At 41.0% G+C, this 21,316-nt stretch carries 18 protein-coding genes; 9 read left to right on the top strand and 9 right to left on the bottom strand.

What is annotated here, in order from left to right:
* Positions 1-64: 64 nt before the first annotated feature.
* The gene (locus FA048_RS10140; protein ID WP_136840464.1) at positions 65-1,051 is read right to left on the bottom strand and encodes a 2-hydroxyacid dehydrogenase; all 987 of its coding nucleotides are present in this window, start codon (positions 1,049-1,051) and stop codon (positions 65-67) included.
* A 289-nt stretch (positions 1,052-1,340) separates the two neighbouring features.
* On the opposite strand from FA048_RS10140, the gene FA048_RS10135 reads away from it, so the two are divergent.
* Both FA048_RS10135 and FA048_RS10130 read left to right on the top strand, forming a co-directional pair.
* Entirely contained in the window at positions 1,341-2,900 is a 1,560-nt protein-coding gene (locus FA048_RS10135) for a PAS domain-containing sensor histidine kinase (protein ID WP_169306849.1), read from the top strand.
* A gap of 107 nt (positions 2,901-3,007) precedes the next feature.
* The gene (locus tag FA048_RS10130; RefSeq protein WP_136840460.1) at positions 3,008-4,087 is read left to right on the top strand and encodes a sensor histidine kinase; all 1,080 of its coding nucleotides are present in this window, start codon (positions 3,008-3,010) and stop codon (positions 4,085-4,087) included.
* Positions 4,088-4,112: 25 nt separating this feature from the next.
* Here the strand turns inward: FA048_RS10130 and FA048_RS10125 are convergent, their stop codons facing one another.
* Entirely contained in the window at positions 4,113-4,472 is a 360-nt protein-coding gene (locus tag FA048_RS10125) for a response regulator transcription factor (protein WP_136840458.1), read from the bottom strand.
* 382 nt (positions 4,473-4,854) lie between these two features.
* Between FA048_RS10125 and FA048_RS10120 the strand changes: the two genes are divergently transcribed.
* The 3 genes from FA048_RS10120 (at position 4,855) to FA048_RS10110 (ending at position 11,359) form a co-directional block, all read left to right on the top strand.
* Complete coding sequence (locus FA048_RS10120) at positions 4,855-7,317, top strand: PAS domain S-box protein (protein WP_136840456.1); 2,463 nt, start codon at positions 4,855-4,857, stop codon at positions 7,315-7,317.
* A 219-nt stretch (positions 7,318-7,536) separates the two neighbouring features.
* Positions 7,537-7,995 (top strand): PA2169 family four-helix-bundle protein, encoded by a 459-nt coding sequence (locus FA048_RS10115; RefSeq protein WP_136840454.1) that lies wholly within the window; start codon positions 7,537-7,539, stop codon positions 7,993-7,995.
* A gap of 187 nt (positions 7,996-8,182) precedes the next feature.
* Positions 8,183-11,359, top strand: a complete 3,177-nt coding sequence (locus FA048_RS10110) for a chemotaxis protein CheB (protein WP_136840452.1) — start codon at positions 8,183-8,185, stop codon at positions 11,357-11,359.
* A 251-nt stretch (positions 11,360-11,610) separates the two neighbouring features.
* On the opposite strand, the gene FA048_RS10105 is transcribed toward FA048_RS10110, so the two are convergent.
* Genes FA048_RS10105 through FA048_RS10095 form a run of 3 tightly spaced genes read right to left on the bottom strand, consistent with a single transcriptional unit; the run spans position 11,611 to position 13,617 of the window.
* The gene (locus tag FA048_RS10105) at positions 11,611-12,141 is read right to left on the bottom strand and encodes a PRC-barrel domain-containing protein (protein ID WP_136840450.1); all 531 of its coding nucleotides are present in this window, start codon (positions 12,139-12,141) and stop codon (positions 11,611-11,613) included.
* 46 nt (positions 12,142-12,187) lie between these two features.
* On the bottom strand, positions 12,188-12,808 hold the full coding sequence (locus FA048_RS10100; protein WP_136840448.1) for an OmpA family protein: 621 nt from the start codon (positions 12,806-12,808) through the stop codon (positions 12,188-12,190).
* A gap of 44 nt (positions 12,809-12,852) precedes the next feature.
* Positions 12,853-13,617: an SRPBCC family protein gene (locus FA048_RS10095; RefSeq protein WP_225872526.1), complete on the bottom strand. Its 765-nt coding sequence runs from the start codon at positions 13,615-13,617 to the stop codon at positions 12,853-12,855.
* 83 nt (positions 13,618-13,700) lie between these two features.
* Here FA048_RS10095 and FA048_RS10090 point away from each other — a divergent pair, with 83 nt between their 5' ends.
* Positions 13,701-14,462, top strand: coding sequence for a DUF72 domain-containing protein (locus FA048_RS10090; protein WP_136840446.1), 762 nt, complete (start codon positions 13,701-13,703; stop codon positions 14,460-14,462).
* 11 nt (positions 14,463-14,473) lie between these two features.
* Here FA048_RS10090 and FA048_RS10085 read toward each other — a convergent pair whose 3' ends face one another.
* The 4 genes from FA048_RS10085 to FA048_RS10070 all read right to left on the bottom strand — a co-directional run bounded on the left by FA048_RS10085 (position 14,474) and on the right by FA048_RS10070 (position 17,113).
* The gene (locus tag FA048_RS10085) at positions 14,474-14,728 is read right to left on the bottom strand and encodes a hypothetical protein (protein WP_136840444.1); all 255 of its coding nucleotides are present in this window, start codon (positions 14,726-14,728) and stop codon (positions 14,474-14,476) included.
* 106 nt (positions 14,729-14,834) lie between these two features.
* Positions 14,835-15,407, bottom strand: coding sequence for a YciE/YciF ferroxidase family protein (locus FA048_RS10080; RefSeq protein ID WP_136841286.1), 573 nt, complete (start codon positions 15,405-15,407; stop codon positions 14,835-14,837).
* Positions 15,408-15,474: 67 nt separating this feature from the next.
* On the bottom strand, positions 15,475-16,071 hold the full coding sequence (locus FA048_RS10075; protein WP_136840442.1) for a CinA family protein: 597 nt from the start codon (positions 16,069-16,071) through the stop codon (positions 15,475-15,477).
* Between the two features lie 91 nt (positions 16,072-16,162).
* Entirely contained in the window at positions 16,163-17,113 is a 951-nt protein-coding gene (locus tag FA048_RS10070) for a manganese catalase family protein (RefSeq protein WP_136840440.1), read from the bottom strand.
* Between the two features lie 299 nt (positions 17,114-17,412).
* On the opposite strand from FA048_RS10070, the gene ligD reads away from it, so the two are divergent.
* Genes ligD through FA048_RS10055 form a run of 3 tightly spaced genes read left to right on the top strand, consistent with a single transcriptional unit; the run spans position 17,413 to position 21,296 of the window.
* Positions 17,413-20,226, top strand: coding sequence for a DNA ligase D (gene ligD, locus FA048_RS10065; RefSeq protein ID WP_136840438.1), 2,814 nt, complete (start codon positions 17,413-17,415; stop codon positions 20,224-20,226).
* A 26-nt stretch (positions 20,227-20,252) separates the two neighbouring features.
* Complete coding sequence (locus tag FA048_RS10060) at positions 20,253-20,516, top strand: DUF3606 domain-containing protein (RefSeq protein WP_136840436.1); 264 nt, start codon at positions 20,253-20,255, stop codon at positions 20,514-20,516.
* Positions 20,517-20,519: 3 nt separating this feature from the next.
* Positions 20,520-21,296 carry a DNA-formamidopyrimidine glycosylase family protein gene (locus FA048_RS10055; protein ID WP_136840434.1) on the top strand — a complete coding sequence of 259 codons (777 nt, stop codon included), beginning with the start codon at positions 20,520-20,522 and terminating at the stop codon, positions 21,294-21,296.
* Positions 21,297-21,316: the final 20 nt, after the last annotated feature.

Genomic DNA, 21,316 nt, shown 5'->3' with positions numbered 1-21,316 from the left:
AGCGTAGCTGCAGCAATATTTCAGTCAGGTTTTAATGGAGAAAAAATGTATGTATTTAACCCTGCTACTCACGTACCTCATTGTCCAGAGCCGATCCCGAAGCAAAGGCATCTACATTGGCGTATGTGGTCTGAGCAATCTGTTCCATTGCCTCTCTAGTAAAAAAGCCCTGATGAGAAGTTATCAGCACGTTGGGAAAGGAAATCAGCCTTGCGATCAGCTCGTCGGTCATGATTTCTGAGGAATGATCTGCAAAGAAAAGTTTTGACTCCTGCTCATATACATCAATCCCAAGGTAACCCAACTGACCCGATTTGAGCGCTGCAATTACTTCGGGAGTGTTAATAAGCCCTCCGCGACTGGTGTTGATCAACATAGCGCCTTTTTTAAAAAGCTGCAAGGTTGTAGTATTAATCATATGGTGGTTATCTTCTAACAGTGGGCAGTGCAACGAGACGATATCTGCACCTGAAATAACCTGTTCCAAAGTTCCATACTGCAGGCCCTTGGCTGTAAGTTCTTTATCCGGATAGGGGTCATAGGCCATAATCTGGCAACCAAAGCCAACTAGTATATTATAAAATGCCTTGCCAATATTGCCCGTTCCAATCAACGCAACCTTGGCACTGTGTAAGTTAAAGCCCATCAATCCCTCTAAAGAAAAGTTTCCTTCACGGGTGCGGTTGTGTGCCTTATGGGTTTTACGATTCAGGGTAAGTATCATAGCCATGGCATGCTCGGCAACTGCCTGCGGAGAATAGGCGGGTACACGCAGCACCTTGATTCCAGTTTCTGCGGCAGCGAATAGGTCGATGTTATTGAAGCCGGCGCACCTAAGCAAAATAAGTTTTATTCCATTTTCTTCGAGCTTTGCAAGTACCTGTGCATCCGCATTGTCGTTAACGAAAAGGCAGAGTGCATCAAATCCCTGGGTGAGCGGTATGTTCTGCAGGCTAAGCGATTGTGTAAAAAAGGTAAGCTCATGACCGGTGTTAAACTGTTCTAGGAACTGCTGGTCATAGTTGCGGGTACTGAAGACTGCGATTTTCATGGGAGATAGGTTTATGGCAAGGTAGGCTATTAATTTCGTATCTTCCCAATTTTCCTAGTATACTACATTTTACCTTGCAAGATGGTGTTTGATGCTAAAAGCAGTTGCAATGTTGATTAAGACAATACTCAAGCTAAGAATTCTTTTAGAGTTGAGAAGGAGACTGATGCAAACAGCCGATAAATAAAAACAATTGTTCTACTAATGGGTTACATAAGTTCAATACTTAATTATGGGCCCACATGTGCCAACAATAAATCAATATCCCTTTTTGGCCGAGGGCGGAATAATGGGCAAGCTCATCCGAAACTTTTCTTGGAAAGATACGATCCTAGGCGATCCTGAGCAGTGGCCTTCTGCGCTTAAGATTTCAGTGGGCATTATGTTACGCTCTCCTTTTCCAATGCACATTACCTGGGGCATGGAATATATACAATTATATAACGATGCCTACCGTCCGGTGCTTGGTACACTGAAGCATCCTAAAGCGCTGGGCCTTCCCATCAGCGAATCGTTTCCTGAGATCTGGGATACTGTGGGGCCGATGTTTGCGGGAGTAATGGAAGGTAGGCCTGTTAGAATACAAGATTTTAGGGTGTTTCTAGAACGAAGCGGTTTCCGAGAAGAATGTTATTTCGACTTTGCCTATAGCCCAATTCTTGATGAACAAGGCAATATCTGCGGAGTGCTAACCAATGTGATAGAAACAACTGATAAGGTCAATGCTTTTTTGGAACTTGAAAATACCCAAGAGGAGTTGCGAGCGTCTCAGGCGCACACTGCGCAGGAACGAGACCGGTTGATGGAATTCTTTAGGCAGGCCCCAGCAGGAATATGTATCCTCGAAGGACAGGACCTTCGCTTTGATATGGTTAATCCACTATATCAACAGCTTTTTCCAGGGCGAGAGCTATTGGGGAAGGCGTTATTACAGGCGATTCCTGAACTTTTGGGCGACCCCATTATAGGTGTTTTAGAAGAAGTGATGGCCAGTGGTAAGACCTATCATGGAACCGATGAATTGATACCGATGTCTAGGACAGATGGAGGAGAAGTGGAGAACCGATACTTTGATTTTACCTATCAAGCCAGATTGGATGGGAAAGGGAAGGCTGTTGGTATATTGGTCTTTGCCATTGAGGTGACAGAGCGCAAGCGAGAAGAAATTCGCAAGAACGATTTTATAGGGATAGTGAGTCATGAGTTAAAAACGCCACTCACTTCACTTCAGGCAATTGTGCAGTTGGCTGGCATTAGGTTGCGCAAAGCTGGTTCAGCTGATGGTTTTCTCATAGATGGGATGGACCGGGCAGCTGGTCAGGTGAAACGGATGACTGAGATGATCAATGGTTTTTTAAATGTATCCAGATTAGAGTCTGGACAAATTCATATCGAAAAAACCCAAATAGATTTTACCAGCCTTGTAGTAGAGGCAATGGAGGAGCTGCAGTTGTCTTCATCTGGTCATCAGCTAGTGATGGACTGCAGGGACGTGCACATGGTAATGGCCGATAGGGAAAAGATCATCTCGGTAGTAACTAATCTCATGGGCAATGCAGTAAAGTATTCTCCCACTGGTGGCAGGGTAGAAATGGACTGCTCCTGTAATAATGGGGAACTTGTTTTCTCAGTTTCTGACCAAGGGCTTGGCATCGCTCCGCATGACTTGGAGCGGATCTTTGAGCGTTATTATAGGGTCTCGGGCAGGCAAACCAAAAATATTTCTGGATTTGGGATTGGTCTTTACCTTAGTGCAGAGATTGTACGGCTCCATGGCGGTAAAATCTGGGCACAGAGCGAGCTGGGTAAAGGCTCTACCTTTTATTTCAGCCTACCACTTGAAGACTGATAGACCTACTGCAAGTCCAGCGCTTATGGGAATATTAAGAGTGAATATTCACCCTTTTTTCATAACTTTGTGTGGTAGCTGGGCTTTTGCAACCGGCTGTATATCAGATGCAGGACAAGAATCAGCAGATCAGAGAGTTGATCGAACTCAACGAAGAACTCGAAAACTATTTTCGTAATACCATTATTCCACAACTGTTTGTAGATACTCACCTTGTGCTTCGAAAATTCACACCACCGGCAATGAAACAGTTCAGCTTAAAGTTGGAGGATGTGGGCAGGCCCATGGCAGATATTACAGACAATTTTCGTTTTCCCAGCATCATTGATAACATCCAACATGTAATTGATACTGGTGAGGTGTTAGAAAAGGAGATTCAAACTACCGATATGCGCTGGTACCAGATGAACATCTTGCCATACGTAGTAGCTAAGGCGCAGAAGACAGATGGGGTGATCATTACCTTTGTAGAGATTACCATGCGGATTCGCGACCTAAAAGAACAGGAAAAGCTCATTGCAGAACATGAAATTTTGTTAGATACCATTTCTCATGACATCAAAACACCTTTAACCAGTTTGGGCTTGACTATCGAGATGCTAAGAAAAATTCCAGAAAAAGGTATGGAAAAGTTTCCCATGCTGTTAGAAAAAGTAGAAAATAGTCTTGTGAAAATGAAGGATATTATCCATGATCTTACCGAGTCTAGACAGTCTGAACATCGTTACAAGGCTGTAGAGGAACTACTTGACTTTGAGCATATTTTGGAGGATGTACGGTTAACGCTTGCTCAGCAAATTTGGGAATCTGGTGCGGTAATTGAGTGTGAGGTTTGTCATTCGGAGATTGTTTTTGTACGCCGAAAACTGCGGAGTGTAGTTTATAACCTAGTGAGCAATTCCATTAAATATAGAGTTGCAGGTAGAGTACCAAAGATTAGCATTAATGTTGCTCTTGAAGATGTTTTTACTGTGATAACCATTACCGATAATAGCAGAGGAATTGCTGAAGCTGATCTTGAAAAGATCTTCACCAAATATGAGCGGATCTCTAGTGATGTTGAAGGCACTGGGATCGGGCTTTATCTAGTGAGGGAAATCGTCAATTTAGCCGGTGGAAAAATCACCGTTGAAAGTGAGATCGGAAAAGGATCTACTTTTAAAGTTTATCTTAAAAATCAGAGCTAGTGTTGATCTAGGTTTGGACTATTGTTTATGCATTGATCTTTAAGGCAATTCGCTTAGTTAGCTCTTCTATATCGAAAGGTTTAGCGATAAAGTCTGCTTGTGGGCATTCTGATTTTATGTCTGCCAGATTTTTGTGTGCCGATATCATGATTACTGGTACATTTGCGGTAAGGGAATTTCTTTTCAACTCTATACAGAGCTCAATGCCATCACCATCTGGAAGCATCACATCAAGCAAGTAAAGATGGGGTATCTGTCTGGCATTTTCCATAAATTGAGTTACTGTAGCAAAAGTCCTTATTTCATAATTTTCACCTTCTAGAATATAGCCATACAATTCCCTAAGCTCGTCGTTATCTTCAAGTATAAATATTGTTTTCTTCATTAGGTTCAAGTTTTCTGTAGATGTTTTTTTAATAACCCACCGCCTGCTTATTTGTTTGGGATAAGATGATTTATAGCTTGTGGTTTTAAGATTTGTTCGGCAGAATTGCCGCCTTGGATTACTTGCTATCAGTTTGGCGGCTATTAACTCCAAAAACCCCTTTGATGTACATTAAACAATGATTAATCATGTTTTATGCTTCTATTTATCCAAAGGCTATTAACTACTTGTTTTTAAGTGTGATAGGAAGAATGTGGGGCTAATTGCCTATATTTACTACTCTTCTAACCAAATCCCAAATTATGGATGATCCAAGATCATGCTGCCCGCTAATTGATGCGACCTGCACAATTGTCGCTGCGTTTACTTTAACCGTGCTGGTATGCAGTATGTAATAGCTGCGGCATTATTTTTTTTAATTTACGCTGGTGCATGGTTTGTCTTTTCTAGGTTCAAAAGGCTCAAGCGCAGGTATCAAACGCTGCTGGAAAATGCTGGGGACGCGGTTGTGGTAATTAATGATAAGGGAAAGTTGATACATGCTTCTTCCTCCATTTTTAAGGTGCTCGGCTATACACCTGAGCAGGTGCTAAAACTTGATATTTCTGCTATTGCCCATCCCGATGACTCTGCATCACTATCGGATGTAATGGCTCAGGTAATGGCAAATCCAGGAGTTCCTATAAAAGGCCATACTGGAAGGATGCGTCATGGCGATGGTTCTTGGCGCTGGTATGAGGCTGTGGTAACCAATATGTTGCACGATAGAGATATTCGTGGGATCGTAGACAATTTTAGGGATGTGACAGAAACTGTTCTGGCCCAGGAGAAGACCCGTAGCGCCAATAGGCTCTATGGATTTATCAGCCAAATCAATCAGGCGATTGTGCAGACGAATAACGAAGACGAGCTTTTCAGTGAAACCTGTAGAATTGCCACAGACATTGGTAATTTTAAAATGGCTTGGGTGGGATTGTTAAATAAGCACAGAACAAAGGTTTCTCTAGCCCAAGGATCTGGCATACCAGAGTCTTTTATGGAATGGTTCGACGGAGCAGGGATATGGCCGCATGGACCAATTTCTCAAGTACTGGCGTCGGGAGGGCCATACGTTTGCAATGATATAAATAACTTTAGGCATTATGGCTGGAGAAATTTTGCCACTGCCAATGGGATTCTTTCTTTTATGGTATTACCGATCAGAAAGAATGACGAAATTATTGGTACACTGAACTTGTATTCAGGACAACGTGAGCTTTTTAGCGCTCAAGAATGCGGGCTGCTTGAAGAGGTAGCGGGGGATATCTCCTTTGCGATCAATGCCTTCCAAAGAGAACGCTCAAGAAAAAGGGCGGAAAAGCAGCGGCAGACTTCCGAACTGAGGCTAAAGCAGGCACAGTCGATTGCGCACGTAGGTAGTTTTGAGATCGATTTTTCTACAGGTATTTCAACTTGGTCAGAAGAGCTTTGTAGGATTTACGGCTTTGATACTTCCGATAACAGCCATCCCTACGATGCATGGTTGGAAATGGTGCATCCAGAGGATATCCAACATGTGCATAAAGTGATAGCAGAAGTAAAAGACTCATTGGCGCCTTCGGCTATCTACCACAGAATCATCCGTAGAGACGGTTCAGTAAGGCATATCTTTTCGCAAGGGGAGTATGAGCTCGATGAACTGGGCAGGGCAATTGGTATGCATGGAGTTGCGCACGATATCACCCAGATCAAGGAATCCGAGGGTGCAAGATCTCGGTATGAACAGAACCTTCAACTAATCATGGACCTGATTCCCCAAGGGATATTTATCAAGGATAAACATGGCCACTACCTTTTCGTAAACAAAAGCTTTGCATCACTGTACGGAGTTTCTGCCGAAGAATTTCTTTTGGAAGATATCTTCAAGCAATTGGAGGTGGAAGGGGAAAGGAATCTTTTTCTTGAGCAGGATCAGCAGGTAATTCGCACCGGAGTAGGCATAACGATCCCCGAGCAACCCTATACATTGGCAGACGGAAGCATAAAATACTTCTATACGGTAAAGGTACCCTATGAATTGCCTGGCAACCAAGAACGCGGCATGCTGGGGATCTCCCTAGATATCACCTCACAAAAACAGGCGGAATTGGAACGGGCAAAAATGATGGCCGACTTGGTGCGACGTAACAAGGATCTGGAGCAGTTTTCTTACGTGGTATCCCATAACGTTCGGGCGCCACTAGTGAACATCATTTCGCTAATCGCATTATTAGACCCCAAGGGTGTTTGCGAGGATGAAGATGTGATCGCAGCACTTACCGAGTCGACAGAAAAGCTAGATTCTGTAATCAGAGACCTTAACTTTATCCTAAATATGAATCATGAGCTTACCGAAGCGTTGGAGCGCGTGGATTTCGCATCACTTATTGCAGATATCAAAATCAGTATCGCAAACCTAATCGAAAGCAGTGGCGTTTCAATTACTACCGACTTTTCGCAGGCTCAGCATACCTATTGCTATAAGAGCTATCTGCATAGCATTTTTTATAACCTAATACTCAATAGCATCAAATACAGAAGGACTGATAAAGCAGCGATAATCCATATTTCAAGCCGAATAGATAGCGATAAACTGGTATTGGAGTTTGCCGACAATGGTATGGGCATCAATCTGGAAAAGAACGCCGAACAACTCTTTGGTCTTTATAAGCGCTTTCATCCAGAAATTGAGGGCAAGGGCATGGGACTATATATGGTAAATATGCAGGTGCAGCAACTTAATGGAACTATTAGTGTAGAGAGCGAGGTAGGGGTGGGAACGACGTTCAAAATCGTGTTTGAGATGCCCGAAAAAACTAATAGCTAAACTTATTATCCTTATTTCTTTTTTCATTTTTAACTGATTATTGCAGTTTTTACTCGGAAAATTATTTGTTTTGCTTTCTGCTATGATTGAAAGCTAATGTTAATCGATCTCTAACTTAATAGTAGGCAGTTAGTAACCTGATATAGATTTGTTGCTACAAAAAAATGACAAACCTTTCTATAGGCATGTTGGTTCTTTCAATAAAAAACACCTAAAAACATGGAAAATAATCAAGAAATCATTTCAGACTTGAAGGGTCTGATCTCTATCATCAATGACGGAAAAGAAGGATATCAATCGGCTTCTGAATCGACAGATAACATTGAGCTTAAAGCTGTATTTTTAAAATATGTTGCCGAAAGGGCATTGTATGAAAATGAATTGAAAGCACATTTGGCAAAACATGGTGGTAATTCTGATAACGAAGAGGGCGGAATTCTTGGAGCAATCCATCGTACTTGGATAGATATCAAAGAAGCCCTTACTGATAGAAGTGAAACTGCTGTTCTTGGCGCTGTAGTGACTGGTGAGAAAGCAGCTCTCGAAAAATATGACATGGCGATTAAAGATAACCAGCTGCATGAAGACCACTTAAATTTATTAACTGCTCAGCGCAATGGAATTGCCGAAGCATTAAAAGAAATTGAAGTATTAGAGCAGAAATACAAAGACTTATAGTCTAGCCGAAATTTTTATTAAATGAGCGGGAAGGATCTTTGGTCTTTTCCGCTTTCTTTTTGTCCGTTTCAGTAAAAGATTTTGTTGCTACAATGTCTTGGTTTTCAAATAAATATATATATTATTCTAGGTTCTTTCATTAATTAAACCCTACCTTACCGAACCTCGCTCTTCTAACTACCTTATTATGTTAAATTTAGATCCAAAGTACATCATTGCCATCGGCGCATCTGCTGGGGGGATGGAAGAGATTAATTCTTTCTTCGACAATACCCCATTGGATGGGGTAGCCTATGTAATTGTGCAGCATCTTTCGCCAGTTTTTAAAAGCCGTATGGTCGAATTGCTAGGAAAGCACAGTAAATTAAAGGTGCGTGAGGCAGAAGATGGATCGAATGTGAAAAGTAACGAAGTATACCTAATCCCTAACAATAAGTTCATGACCATTAAAGATGGCAAGTTGCGACTTACCGAAAAAGGGAACAAAGGACCACACTTAACCATTAATACTTTTTTTAATTCACTTGCTAAAGATTGTGGTACAAAGGCAATTGGTGTTGTTCTTTCAGGTCTTGGATCTGATGGCACCGAGGGTATCATTGAAATCAAGAAAAAGGGAGGTATGGTAATGGTACGAAATCCTGAAACCTCAGATTTCTCTAGCATGCCAGCCCATGCGGTTGCTACAGGAATGGTTGATTTTATTCTTGAACCAGCTTTGATGCCTGCAGCTATCGAAGCCTATGTTGATAAGGAAGGTAAGCTGTCGGTAGAAAGTCCAGAAGACCAGTTGGTAATACCTGAAATCATCAAACTCATAGAACAGTCATCACCCCACGATTTTTCTGGTTATAAGCAATCTACAATTTTAAGGCGGACACAGAAGAGGGCATCACAAGAAAACTTTAATTCACTTCAGGCATATTTGGAGTTTTTGAATGAAAATCCAAGTGAAGTTATTGCCTTAGGAAAAGAATTCCTAATTAGTGTTACCGCTTTCTTTAGAGACCCAGAAGCATTTGACCATATTGAGAAAAAAATCATTCCAAAAATTCTCGAAAAGTTAGAAGTTAGAGAAGAACTGAAGATTTGGGTAGCAGGCTGTGCAACAGGAGAGGAAGCTTATTCCCTAGCAATACTAATAGCAGAACAGCTAACAGGAGCCCATAAAAATACTATCGTAAAAATATTTGCTACAGACATCGATACAGCCGCTATGGCCCATGCTGCAAAGGGAACTTATAGTTTGGATATTTCAAAAACTGTTAGTCAAAAAAGACTTGATGATTATTTTACTAAGGAAGGAGAAAACTACAAGATCAAACAGGGCATCAGAAAGATGGTCATCTTCGCCCAACATGACCTTGTTAAAAATCCGCCTTATTGCAATATGCATTTGATTAGCTGTAGGAACTTATTGATCTATATGACTCCCGTATTGCAAAAGAAGGTATTTAATATGCTTCTTTTTGGTCTAAAGATGGACGGTTATCTCTTTTTGGGTTCTAGTGAAAACCCAACACCAATCATTAACAGTTTAGAGATTGCAGATAAAAGATGGAAGATCTATAGAAATACAAAGAATAAAAAAGCAATCAGCTTTGATGCCTTTGCAATTCCCGAATACCAAGAGATTAAACGAAAATCAATCTTTTCTGGCGAAGGGGATGGTAAAAATAACAACAACACACTAACTGACCTGATGTCTAATGCGGCAGCAAGGGAAATGGGCTATTTGTGTGTTTTTGTTGATGAGTACAACCATGTTATCCGCGCATACGGAGACACCAGTAGGTATATGCTTCAAGAGAACTTTAATTCTAACCTAGAAGAACTCTTAAAACCCCCATTGGCCATTGCTTTTAATACCTTAAGAACAACCGCTATCCAAAATAATGAAAGAGCTAATGTTTCAGCAATTAGTATCAAAAATGGTAGTGAAGTCATTAGCATCAATCTTTCAGTAGTGCCTATCGTCACCAAAAATGTATATCAAAAGATATTGATGGCACTGTTCAGTGAAAATGAGCATAGTATGATTGGCAACACGCCAATATTCGACGAAAAGATCTATCAGGATAAGTATACCCAAAACCTTGAGCAGGAGCTAAGAGCGTTGAAACTTAAACTTAACGAAGTTCATGATGAACTTGATTCTTCAAATGAAAACATGCAGTCATTTAATGAGGAGCTCATCTCAGCCAATGAAGAAATGCAGAGTACCAATGAGGAGATGCAGTCGGTAAATGAAGAATTGCATACCATTAATACTGAATATCACCTCAAGAATAAGGAATTGTTGGAGATCAATGATGATCTTAACAACTATTTTCGTAGCAATATCAATGGCCAATTGTTCATAAACAATGAATTAGAGCTGATGAAGTTCTCTCCTGGAGCAATTAACCTCATCAATTTGAGGGATTCAGATGTGGGAAGACCAATTAACCACATATCAACCAACATTAAATTCGAAAACCTGATAGAAGACATCAAAAATGTATTGGAGAATGATACTGTGTTTGCTAAGGAGATAGAAACTACCAATGGCAGATGGTACCAGATGATGATTATGCCCTATCTACAACAAAGTTCAAAGACAAGGAGTGGTGCTATTATTACTTTTAGTGACATTACCCAGCTTAAGGATATCCAGTTTGAACTGGATGAGAAAAACCAGAGCTTACTCAGGATCAATGCAGATTTAGATCATTTCATCCATGCCGCCTCTCATGACCTGCTAGCTCCGCTTGGGAATATCGAAACAAGTATTAATGTAATGAATCATATAGCACTTTCGGATGCAAAATTGATTGATGTACTGGATTTAATCAACAGATCGATCAAAACCTATAGACTGTTAATTACAGACATTGGCGTTATTGCAAAGGTAGAACATGAGATGGCCGTCATGGAAATGGTAAACTTGAATGAAATCATCGATAATGTAGAGTGGAGCCTGACTGACAAGATCAAACAATCAGGCGCTAAGATCATTCGAAATCTAGAAGTAAACGAGCTGTCCTTTTCTAGAAAAAATCTAAGGAGCATTATGTTCAACCTCATATCAAATGCCATTAAATTTAAAGGCAATGAGGAACCCCTTATAAACATACAGTGTCAAAAAGTAGGGAAAAATATCATTTTGAAGATTAAGGATAACGGAAAGGGAATTGATGCGCAAGGTTTAGACAAGATTTTCGCCATGTATGGTAGGCTTAATCAGGATATAGAAGGCAGTGGAATAGGCCTGTACCTTGCCAAAAAAATTATAAATGCGGCTGGCGGAAAAATAGTTGTAGAGAGCGAACCAGGAAAAGGAAGCATTTTTACTATTTATCTTAATAGTTTGATTATGGATTGAGCAAGAAATGATAGGTTCTGATCAATCTAATAAAATGTAATTCTCTTATGAATAATAATATACTTTTTAGCTAAAAAAGGGATGCTAGTGGCATCCCTTGGTAATATATTTTTAAGTGTTTGGCGGCCTATTACTATCTAGATAACCATCATTATTTTTTTGTTCCTCTTCAATTCTTTTGCCTTCGTTGTGATGGGTATCATTTCCTGTGTGCTCGTCTGCTGCATGAAAATCATGATCCTTTGAATTTTCTACCAAATTGTGAATTTCCTGTTGCTCAATCTGCGATCTCCAGTATATTCTTGGCCGCTACCACCTCTTTGATAGAACCTGTTTTTGTCGAAATGCTCGTGAGCATAAAACTCGTTCTGGTTAAATTCTTCAATCTCTCTTTCTCTTTGAGTCTGTGGACTGCCAATAACCTCGCGGATTTGTACTTCCGTAGCTGGAACGGTACTGTTTTCATCATATGCTGGAAGAGAGGCCAGTTGGCTGGCGGTAATGTTTGGCAATACTACTTCGTCATCAGAAGTATGAAGGTGTGCCGTACCTATGGGTATCATTACCTTTTTATCTCCAAGTTCCATTCCATTGTCTTTAAGGTCAATAACAAGATACCTTACCGACCTTGATTCAGGATCAAAGAGAAGATCATTCACTTCTCCAATATAGCTGTCGCTTTCTGACTTTACTTCCCATCCAATGATGTTGGGTTCGCCTTCTACAATCTGAAAATCACTGTTTTTCAGTCCGAGTAAGTATCTATAGATATATTTTTCCATGGTAAATGTATTTAGGTTAAGGTGGGTTTGTGATTTTTTGTTGTTTCTACTGTTTAGGGAAGACTACGATTGAAACATTGCGGTTTTGTTTACGACCTTCGCTAGTTTGATTGGTAGCTACCGGTTGGGTTTCGCCTAGTGATTGTACTGATACGGTGCCGCTTGGTACTCCTCCTGATGAGGTTAGCCAATTCTTTACTGCTTCGGCCCTTTGTTTACCTAGATCTTTGTTTTCATCAGCTGGACCAGTTGAATCGGTGCTGCCGAATACGCCAATCGTTGCACCTTCAAATTTTTTGTTCAATGCATCAGCTATTATTTTTAGTTTTGCCTGTCCATTTTCAGATACATCATTGCCATCTGTAGGAAAAAGGATGTTCTCACCAAGGGTATAAATGGTATAAGTACCGTTTCCTCTAGTCTGAATTTCTTGATCAGTAATATCTACATCAGTAGAGGTTGCAGAATTAAAATCTACACTATTCCAATCTGGAACTGTTGAAGCGATTGCGTTTGTAGAATCTGCCATTGCTGCTCTCTGTACATCTGACTGTTCAGCGTCGCATTTTCTAAGAAGCATTGCGGCCAATGCAACAAGGGTAATTGCCAATAGGATCCATATCCATAGTGGGCGTTTTGGTTTTGGTTCTACTTCTAGATGTGCCATAGGTATTGGTTTTTTTGTGATTTATACTGATTAGAGGATAAGGGTTAATATTCTTCCATGCTAAGGCCCGCGTAGGCTCTAAAGTCTGCCTGTTCGGCATATGCCTTGAAGTTCTGGATATCGGCCCTGATCATTTTTTCGAACATCCCGTTAAACAATGAGGCTATACCACGGCCTACACTTCCAGCCGGCGGAAAATAATTGATTTCGATGTGTAATTGGGTGCCTATGCTATTTAAGGTATCGGTGAACTCTACCTTACCCGCGTTTTCGACCATTGAGCCCTCAGTTGACTGCCAACCAAGGTAACTTCCAGTTTCCTCATGGGTAATCTCTGCATTCCAACTCAACGGGATAAGGTTGCCAGGTGTATTAGCAATCCAGTGAGACTCTGTATCACTTGTTTCAGTCACTTCTTTAAGGTGCTGCATGAACTTTGGTAGGTTAGAAAGTTCTCGCCAAAAGGCATAAACCTTTTCTCTAGAGGCGTTTACAGTGATGGTCTCTGAGATATTGATGGCCTGAGGGTCGGTGGTGTCTATGTCTAGTTTTTTATAGACCGGACAAACGCCTGTAGCACCGCGATAGATCAATAATCCACTTGCCGCTGCTCCCTGTATGCCTATTAGCGGGTGTCTAGTGATACTTTTTAATGATTTATAAAGCAGATAGCTGTCCATAATTAGCGATAAAGCTCGTTCGCCAGTATCAATGTTCTTTTCTCCTGAGGGCTTTAAGTCAATTTCCTTTATGCCGCTGATGATGTTTTGTACAAATTTGGTATCCATGTCGTTTCTTCTTATGTGCAAGGGGAACAGATTTAGGAGATGAATGTTTAAGTTTTTATGCAGTTTTTTTATCAACAAAATCTCCGCAGTGGTGTTTAACTTAAATGGAGATCAGCTTTAACAATTATTATTCTGGTACGAGTGGGCTGCTGCTGCCCGTTCCCAATAAGCTTTATTATCCAGAGGAGTTTCAAGACAAGAGCAGGCTCTGTTATTATGCCTCGCTGATGGATACTATTGAGGTCAATAGTTCTTTTTATAAAATCCCACTTTCCTCTACAATGAAAAAATGGGCTTTGGATGTACCAGAAGAATTCCTCTTTACCTTTAAGCTTTTTAAAGAGATCACCCATAATAAAGACCTTGCCTTTGATCCAGCAATTGTATCTAGGTTCTTTCATGTAATTTCTCATGTTAACCAGAAAAAGGGCTGTCTTTTAGTGCAGTTTCCACCCAGTGTTCGGATATCTCATTTTGCACAATTGCGTTTTTTGATGTCTGTGCTTAGAGATAATGATCCTGATCATCAGTGGAAGATTGCGCTAGAATTTCGCCATAACTCGCTATACTGCGAAGAAATTTATGAACTTTTAGAAGAGTTTTCTTTTGGTATGGTTATCCACGATAAAACACCAGCTTCAAATCCCATTCGTGATTCTGGGCTAGATTTTATCTATCTTAGGTTTCATGGACCAGGAGGAAACTATCGTGGAAGTTACGCTGATGATGTGCTGTATGAATATGCGAGCTATGTTACCGAATGGCTGAGCGAGGGTAAAAAGGTTTTTGTCTATTTTAACAATACCATGGGAGAGGCGCATGCGAATTTGAACATGTTGCGCCAAATTGTAAGAGATACTTACTAAAATTTTAATATTTAATTTGTTGGGTTGATAGCAATCTTGATATACTTATTACTGCCAAATGGATAAAGGTAAAGAAGCACATGGTCAGAGAAATCTACAGTATCAACTAGTCCTTCGCAGATTTCTATTACGATTTCATCAAAGTCTTGGTAAGGAGTGGCATAAACAACCAAATTCTTCTTTAGGTCAAATTCTGCTGCAAGTACGTAATTATCAAAGTGGTTAAGGAAATATTTTCTATAGCGTTCTAATCTTGGCCTTATCATTCACGTCTTGAATTTAAATGCTTAACAAATTTGTAGATTTTTTGTTTAAAAAGGCCCGCTTCCTTTTGGGAAGCGGGCGTTGTATTTTACTTATTTCCTGTGGTTTTTATTCGCTAGCCGCTTCTTTATTGATAAAGCCTTCGGCTACGGTGGTTAATGCCACATCGGTAGCTTTTTCGTTTTCTAAAACTTGAGCTAATAGATCTGCAACGTCATCACGACCCATGGTTCTTGCAAATACTACTAATGTACCGTAAGTAGCAATTTCATAATGCTCTACTTTTTGTGCTGCAAGAATTAATGCTGCATCTCTGATCATTGTTCCTTCTTCAGTGTCTTCAATGATTCCATCTGCTTCTTCTAAAAGGCCAGCCATAGCATCACATTTTTTAGCTACTGCTTTCTCATCGAACATGCCAAATACTTGCTCCAAAATCTCTGCGTGGAGTTTAGTCTCTTGGGTATGTTTTTCAAATGCCATGGCTAGTTCCTCACTAGTTGCTGCTTTTTGCATCTTAGGAAGCGCTTTTGCAAGATGCTTTTCTGCCCAATAGATGTCTTTCAGTTCATCAACAAAGAAATCTTGGAATTCATTTCCTTCTGATTTTGCTTTACTGCTTGATGATTTTGTTGTTGTTTTTTTTGCTGCAGGTTTCGCAGCTGTTTTGGTAGTTGCCATATATTTTTCTTTTTTAGTTTCTGGTAGAGGTAACCATATAATAATGGTAATGTTTAGTTTTTTATTTTTATGGCCAAGACACAGACCACTCATCGAATCCATTGCCACTGGATGCAGTGGATTTTGCTTTGTTTTTATTGCTGCCATCATCGGTTGATTCGTCTGCTGAACTCTTAAGGAGATAGTCCAATAAGAGCTGTGTGATTCTATCAACAGATTGAACAACAACTTCATTAGGAGACCCAGGAAAAACGGTCTTTTCAGAGAATATCGTTTGACCATTCAGTATCCCATAAAAGAACATTGTACCTACAGGTTTTTCTATCGTTTCGCTACCACCTGGACAGGTTAATCCTGTACACCCAATGTGGATATCTGCTTTGATTAACTGGGCAAGCCCCTTTGTAATTGCCATAGTCACCTGGGGTGATTCTGGTGTGTAAGTCTCAATCAACTGGGGATCTACCTTCAAAAGATCTTCTTTAAGGTTAGCGTCATAGCAGGCCAAACCACCTTTTAAGAATTTTCCAGCATCATCTGCTAAGGAGAAATCCGCACAGATGCGTCCTGCGGTAGCACTTTCTGCAAAAGCGATAGTAAGGCCTTGGCTTATGAGTTCGTCTGCACAATGCTGGATCTTTTTAAGGTTCGGCTGTGTTTCCATTTTGACTTGTGTTTATTGTCAATATGCTAACATTGATGGTAATGGGTAATAAAGTTTTAAAAGTACCGCAGTTGCCCACGGCACTTAAAATTTAGGATTCCTTTTCTGGAGCAGCGTAGTCGCTCCATTGGGCAACACCTTCTGGTTCTGAACTGATAACTTCATCGCTCTTCATTTCGCTCATCTGTTCATCAAGCTTCTTAGTAGCTGCAAGCTGCTCATCCATATCTTCTGGTTGTTCGGTCAGTCCATTTGTGTCTCTAACATGTACAATTGGGTTGGCAATATATTCCCACTCCTTGCCCATGTCTGGCATTTCTCCCTCGTTCCATGGCCCGCGGAAATTATCTCCTTTAGAAAGGTTAAAATACTGTTGGGTAAACCTTGGGTCTGCTTGAAGTACTGCTGGTGGGAAGTTCGGTTCGATGGTAGAAAGAGCAGCTTCGAACATTTTATAATGGGCAACCTCTCTGGTCATCAAAAAGGAAAGGGTTTCTTTTACATAGGGGTCGTCAGTAAATTTCATCAAGTGCTCGTACACTAACTTTGCCCTTGACTCTGACGCCAAGTTGCTTCTCAGGTCGACGGTTAGGTCACCGTTTGAATGGATGTAAGATCCACACCATGGAATCCCTTGGCTGTTGGTTAACCTTGGTCCGCCTGTAGAGAGTATAGGGAATTGCGGATTAGCGGTTAGTGCGGCATGGATAATTGATTCGCGTTTTTCGCTTCCCTCCATTACCTGCATAATTTCTTCCGAATCGGCAGCGTATTTCATTTCTCCATTTACGCCTTTAAGCAACATCTGGATGGTGGCACCAACAATCTCAAGGTGAGAGAACTCTTCGGTGGCAATATCCATCAGCATATCGTATTTATCTGGATGGGGCATTTTGGCACCATAGGCCTGGGTAAAGTACTGCATGGCTGCTGCTAACTCTCCATTTTCTCCACCGAATTGCTCAAGGAGGATGTTTGCAAATCTAGGATCTGGACGCGAAACGCGTGCATTGAATTGTAGGTCTTTTACGTGATAGAACATAATAGTATTGATTTAGGTAAATGATAACGTTTTGGTAGAGCGCTTGGTCCTTTTGTTTTTATTTGATTACTAAGCGTTCGCTGTTGGTATAAAGGACATTGGTAGCAGATTGTTTCAGCTAATTTGAAATTGAGTATAAGTTTATTTAATTTGGGTATTTATACGGAGCAGAAATACTGATGCCCTTTCTTCTAGTAACAGCGCTGTGGTAGGTTATCTTTTATACTAGCAGATTTCAGTTAAACATTTTAAGTTCTTGGCTGTTTAAAGCACAAATTGATTTGCTTAAACAAGATGCCATGGGACTAGATAAGTATAAACAGAAGCGCGATTTTTCTAAGACTGCTGAACCTAAAGCAGGCAGGAGCATGGACAGCAATAAACTGATGTTCGTGATACAGAAACACGATGCCTCTAGGCTACATTACGATTTTCGTTTGGAGATGGAAGGAGTGCTGAAAAGCTGGGCAGTACCCAAAGGACCTACCTTAGATCCAAAAGTGAAACGATTGGCCATGATGGTTGAGGATCATCCTTTTGATTACCGCAACTTTGAGGGCACCATTCCCAAAGGAGAATATGGCGGTGGTACGGTGATTGTTTGGGATCAAGGTTGGTACGAGACAATCGAACCTATCAAAGGAAAAAAAGCACAGGAAAAGTACCTGCTTGCTGAGCTAAAAAAAGGTTCGGTAAAGATGAAACTGCATGGAGAGAAACTAAATGGTGAGTTCGCTTTGGTGCGTACCAACGGGATGGGAGAAAATTCATGGCTGCTGATTAAACATGACGATGATTTTTCATCAAAAAAAGATATAACTAAGCAAGATACCTCGGTGCTTTCGGGCAAAACGATCGAACTCATGGAAAAGAACAGTGATGCCGTTTGGCATTCCGACCGTGAAGAGAAGTTGGAGGCAAAATCACCCAAAGCTAAAAAAAGCTCAGCCAAAAAGGGGGAAGCTGATAAGGATAATGGAACAAAGGTTGCCGTTGAATCTGCTCAGCTTGACGCTAAGTTGGTGCTGAAAGCTGCACCTAAAGGCGCTATTCCAAAGGGTGTGAAACCCATGTTAGCGACCCTTGTAGATGGGCCGTTTGATGATCCGGATTGGCAATATGAGGTGAAGTGGGACGGTTACCGTACACTTGCATTTGTAAACAAGGGAAAGGTAGAACTGCTCTCCCGTAACAATAAATCCTTTGACGATAAATTCTACCCAATTCATAAAATACTTTCTTCTTGGGAACTGAATGCGGTATTTGATGGAGAGATTTTGGTGTTAAACGACAAAGGCGTTTCTAACTTCGGGGCATTGCAGAACTGGAGAAGTGAGGCAGATGGAGAACTCGTTTTCTACGTATTCGATATACTATGGTACGATGGAAAAGACCTAACCGCGCTTTCGCTGGTGGAGCGGCAAGCAATTTTAAATGAAGTGCTCCCTACCGATGATGATAGGGTGCGAATCTCTAAAGTGTTCGATGCCTCAGGGATAGACTTTTTTGCAGCTGCAGAACGGATGGGGCTGGAAGGGATTATGGCCAAAAGAAAATCTTCTACCTATACCTTATCCAACAGGTCTAAGGAATGGCTAAAAATCAAAGTCTCTCGCAGGCAGGAAGTGATTGTTGCAGGGTTCACCAAAAACGCAGACACCTCAAAACTTTTCAGTTCGCTCATTTTAGCAGTACGGGAAAATAAAGTATTAACCTATGTTGGCAAGGTGGGAACAGGGTTTTCGGATGCTGACCAGAAAAAGATGTTGAAAGCTTTTCAGCCTTACATTACCGATAAAAGTCCTTTTACAGTTGTACCAGATATCAATAAGCTTTCTCGTTTTCAGCACAAGCAATTGAATGCCAAAGCAACCTGGATGAAACCAGAACTGGTTTGCGAGGTAGCCTTTACCGAGGTAACCGATGAGGGAATCTTCCGTCATCCATCATTTCAGGGTATGCGTATAGATAAGAATGCCAAGGACGTTGTACGAGAAACAGCTGCCGATACCGAAAAAATTGTAGAAGAAGTAGCGGCGGAATTAACCCATACAGAAATAGAAAGTAATACAAAAGATAAAGCCCCCAAAAAAGCAGTAAAGGAAACTAAAAAAGATAAAAAGGAAGTGGTGGTTGATCAACATGCCTCGGCAATTAGACCACCAAAAGTAACCATTCCTAAAACCTTATTGAATCCAAAAGATGAAACCCAAGTACGCAAGGTAGATGGTAAGGAACTGAAATTTAATCACCTTTCTAAGGTCTATTGGCCTGAAGACGGGGTGACTAAGCGAGATTTATTCAACTATTATTATCAGGTGGCAGATTTCATTCTTCCTTACCTAAAGGATAGACCACTTTCCTTAAACCGTTTTCCAGGTGGCATAAAGGGCCAAAGTTTTTACCAGAAAGACGTGAAAGGCAAGGCGCCAGAATGGGCGAAAACTTTTCCTTATTCTACAAGTGATGGAGAACCGAAAGAATATTTGGTTGGTGATGATGTAGCAACACTTTTGTGGATGAATACACTGGGTTGTATAGAGATTAATCCTTGGTTTTCTCGAGTGCAATCGCCAGACAATCCTGATTATTGCGTGATTGATCTTGATCCAGATAAACACCATTTTGATAAAGTAATTGAAGCAGCAAACGTAGTGAAGGAAGTGTTAGATGCTATCAATGTGCCAAGCTTTCCAAAAACATCTGGCTCAACTGGGATACATATCTATATCCCATTGGGTGGAAAATACGATTATGACCAAAGCCAACTTTTTGCGAGGATCATCGTTGGGATTGTCAATACCATCATTCCGAAGTTTACCTCTCTTGAGCGAATGATCCCTGCCCGTAAAGGAAAGATGTACTTAGACTTTTTGCAAAATAGACCAGGCGCAACTATCGCGGGACCCTATTCTTTGCGACCAAAACCAGGGGCGACAGTTTCGATGCCATTGGAATGGGAGGAAGTGAAACCAGGACTGAAAATGAAGGACTTTACCATTTTTAATGCAATTGAAAGGTTAAAGACTAAGGGTGATATTTTTAAGGGTGTACTGGGAAAGGGGATTGACCTTGAAACAGCAATTTTGAAAGCAAAAGAAGTTTATCCGTAACCGATGATATTAATAAGATAATAGACATGGAAGAAAATAAGGACAATTTTGGTTTTGGAGAAAATATCCCAGATCCAGAGGAAATCAGGGAGCGGTATTCGATTGAGGATGATTCGGATACCTTAGAACCCTTTATCGATGAAAATGAGCATAGAGAAATCAATGCCGATGATCCAGCCGATGTGAAGGCTTGGGCAGATCAGTTTCAGATCAGTGTAGATGAACTGAAGGCAGCAATGGTAATGAATGGCAACTCGGTTAAAGAAATTAAGAAATACCTAAGTGTATAAGTGATGGCAGAACTACCAGATTTAACCGTTTTTGCGCAGATCCTGTCGCGCAAATTTGCAGGAAAGACCCTAAAGGAGATTGATGTAAAGGTGGCAAAAAAGCTAAAAGGGACAGTTGCAGAGCTTAAGGAAGCCTTGGAGGGAAAAAAACTGATAGAAGTACTGCGAGAGGGAAAGACTTTACAGTTTAAATTTTCAAGTAATCACGTGCTTGGCATGCACTTAATGCTTCGGGGTGAACTGGAATTGTTAGACCAATCTAACCCAGAACCTAAGTTTCTGGTCTTCGGTTTCCACTTTGCAGGTGGTGGCGGATTTGCAGTTACAGATCGGTTAAAGCAGGCCACGCCAACACTTGATCCGGTGAAAGCCAAATCACCCGATGCGCTGGAAATTTCCGAAGCAGATTTTATAACGCTGCTTGCAAAGAAAAAGGGAATGGTGAAAGAGGTACTGATGGACCAGAAAGTGATTCGAGGAATAGGCAATTCTTACGCTGATGAAATTCTGTGGGATGCCCGAATCTCACCTTTTTCCTTGTCAAATGCCATCCCAGAGAAAGTAGCGAAGAAGCTCTATGCCAGCATGGTTTCCGTTTTACGGGAAGCCATTGATTTTATAGCGAAAGAGAACGGTGATGAATTGCGTGGTGAACTGCGGGATGCGATGAAAGTGCATGGGGCGAAGATCGAAAAGAGCCCAACGGGCAAAGAAATCAAGTCGGAAAAAATAGGCGGAAGAACCGCATATTATACAGATGAACAGAAAATGTATTCGTAAAAACAATCCTCGATTTACCT

Origin of the sequence: Pedobacter polaris (genome assembly GCF_005116505.1) — a bacterium.
Classification (GTDB): Bacteria; Bacteroidota; Bacteroidia; order Sphingobacteriales; family Sphingobacteriaceae; genus Pedobacter; species Pedobacter polaris.
The sequence above is the reverse complement of the archived record's forward strand: the minus strand, read 5'-3'. Positions and strand labels throughout refer to the sequence as shown.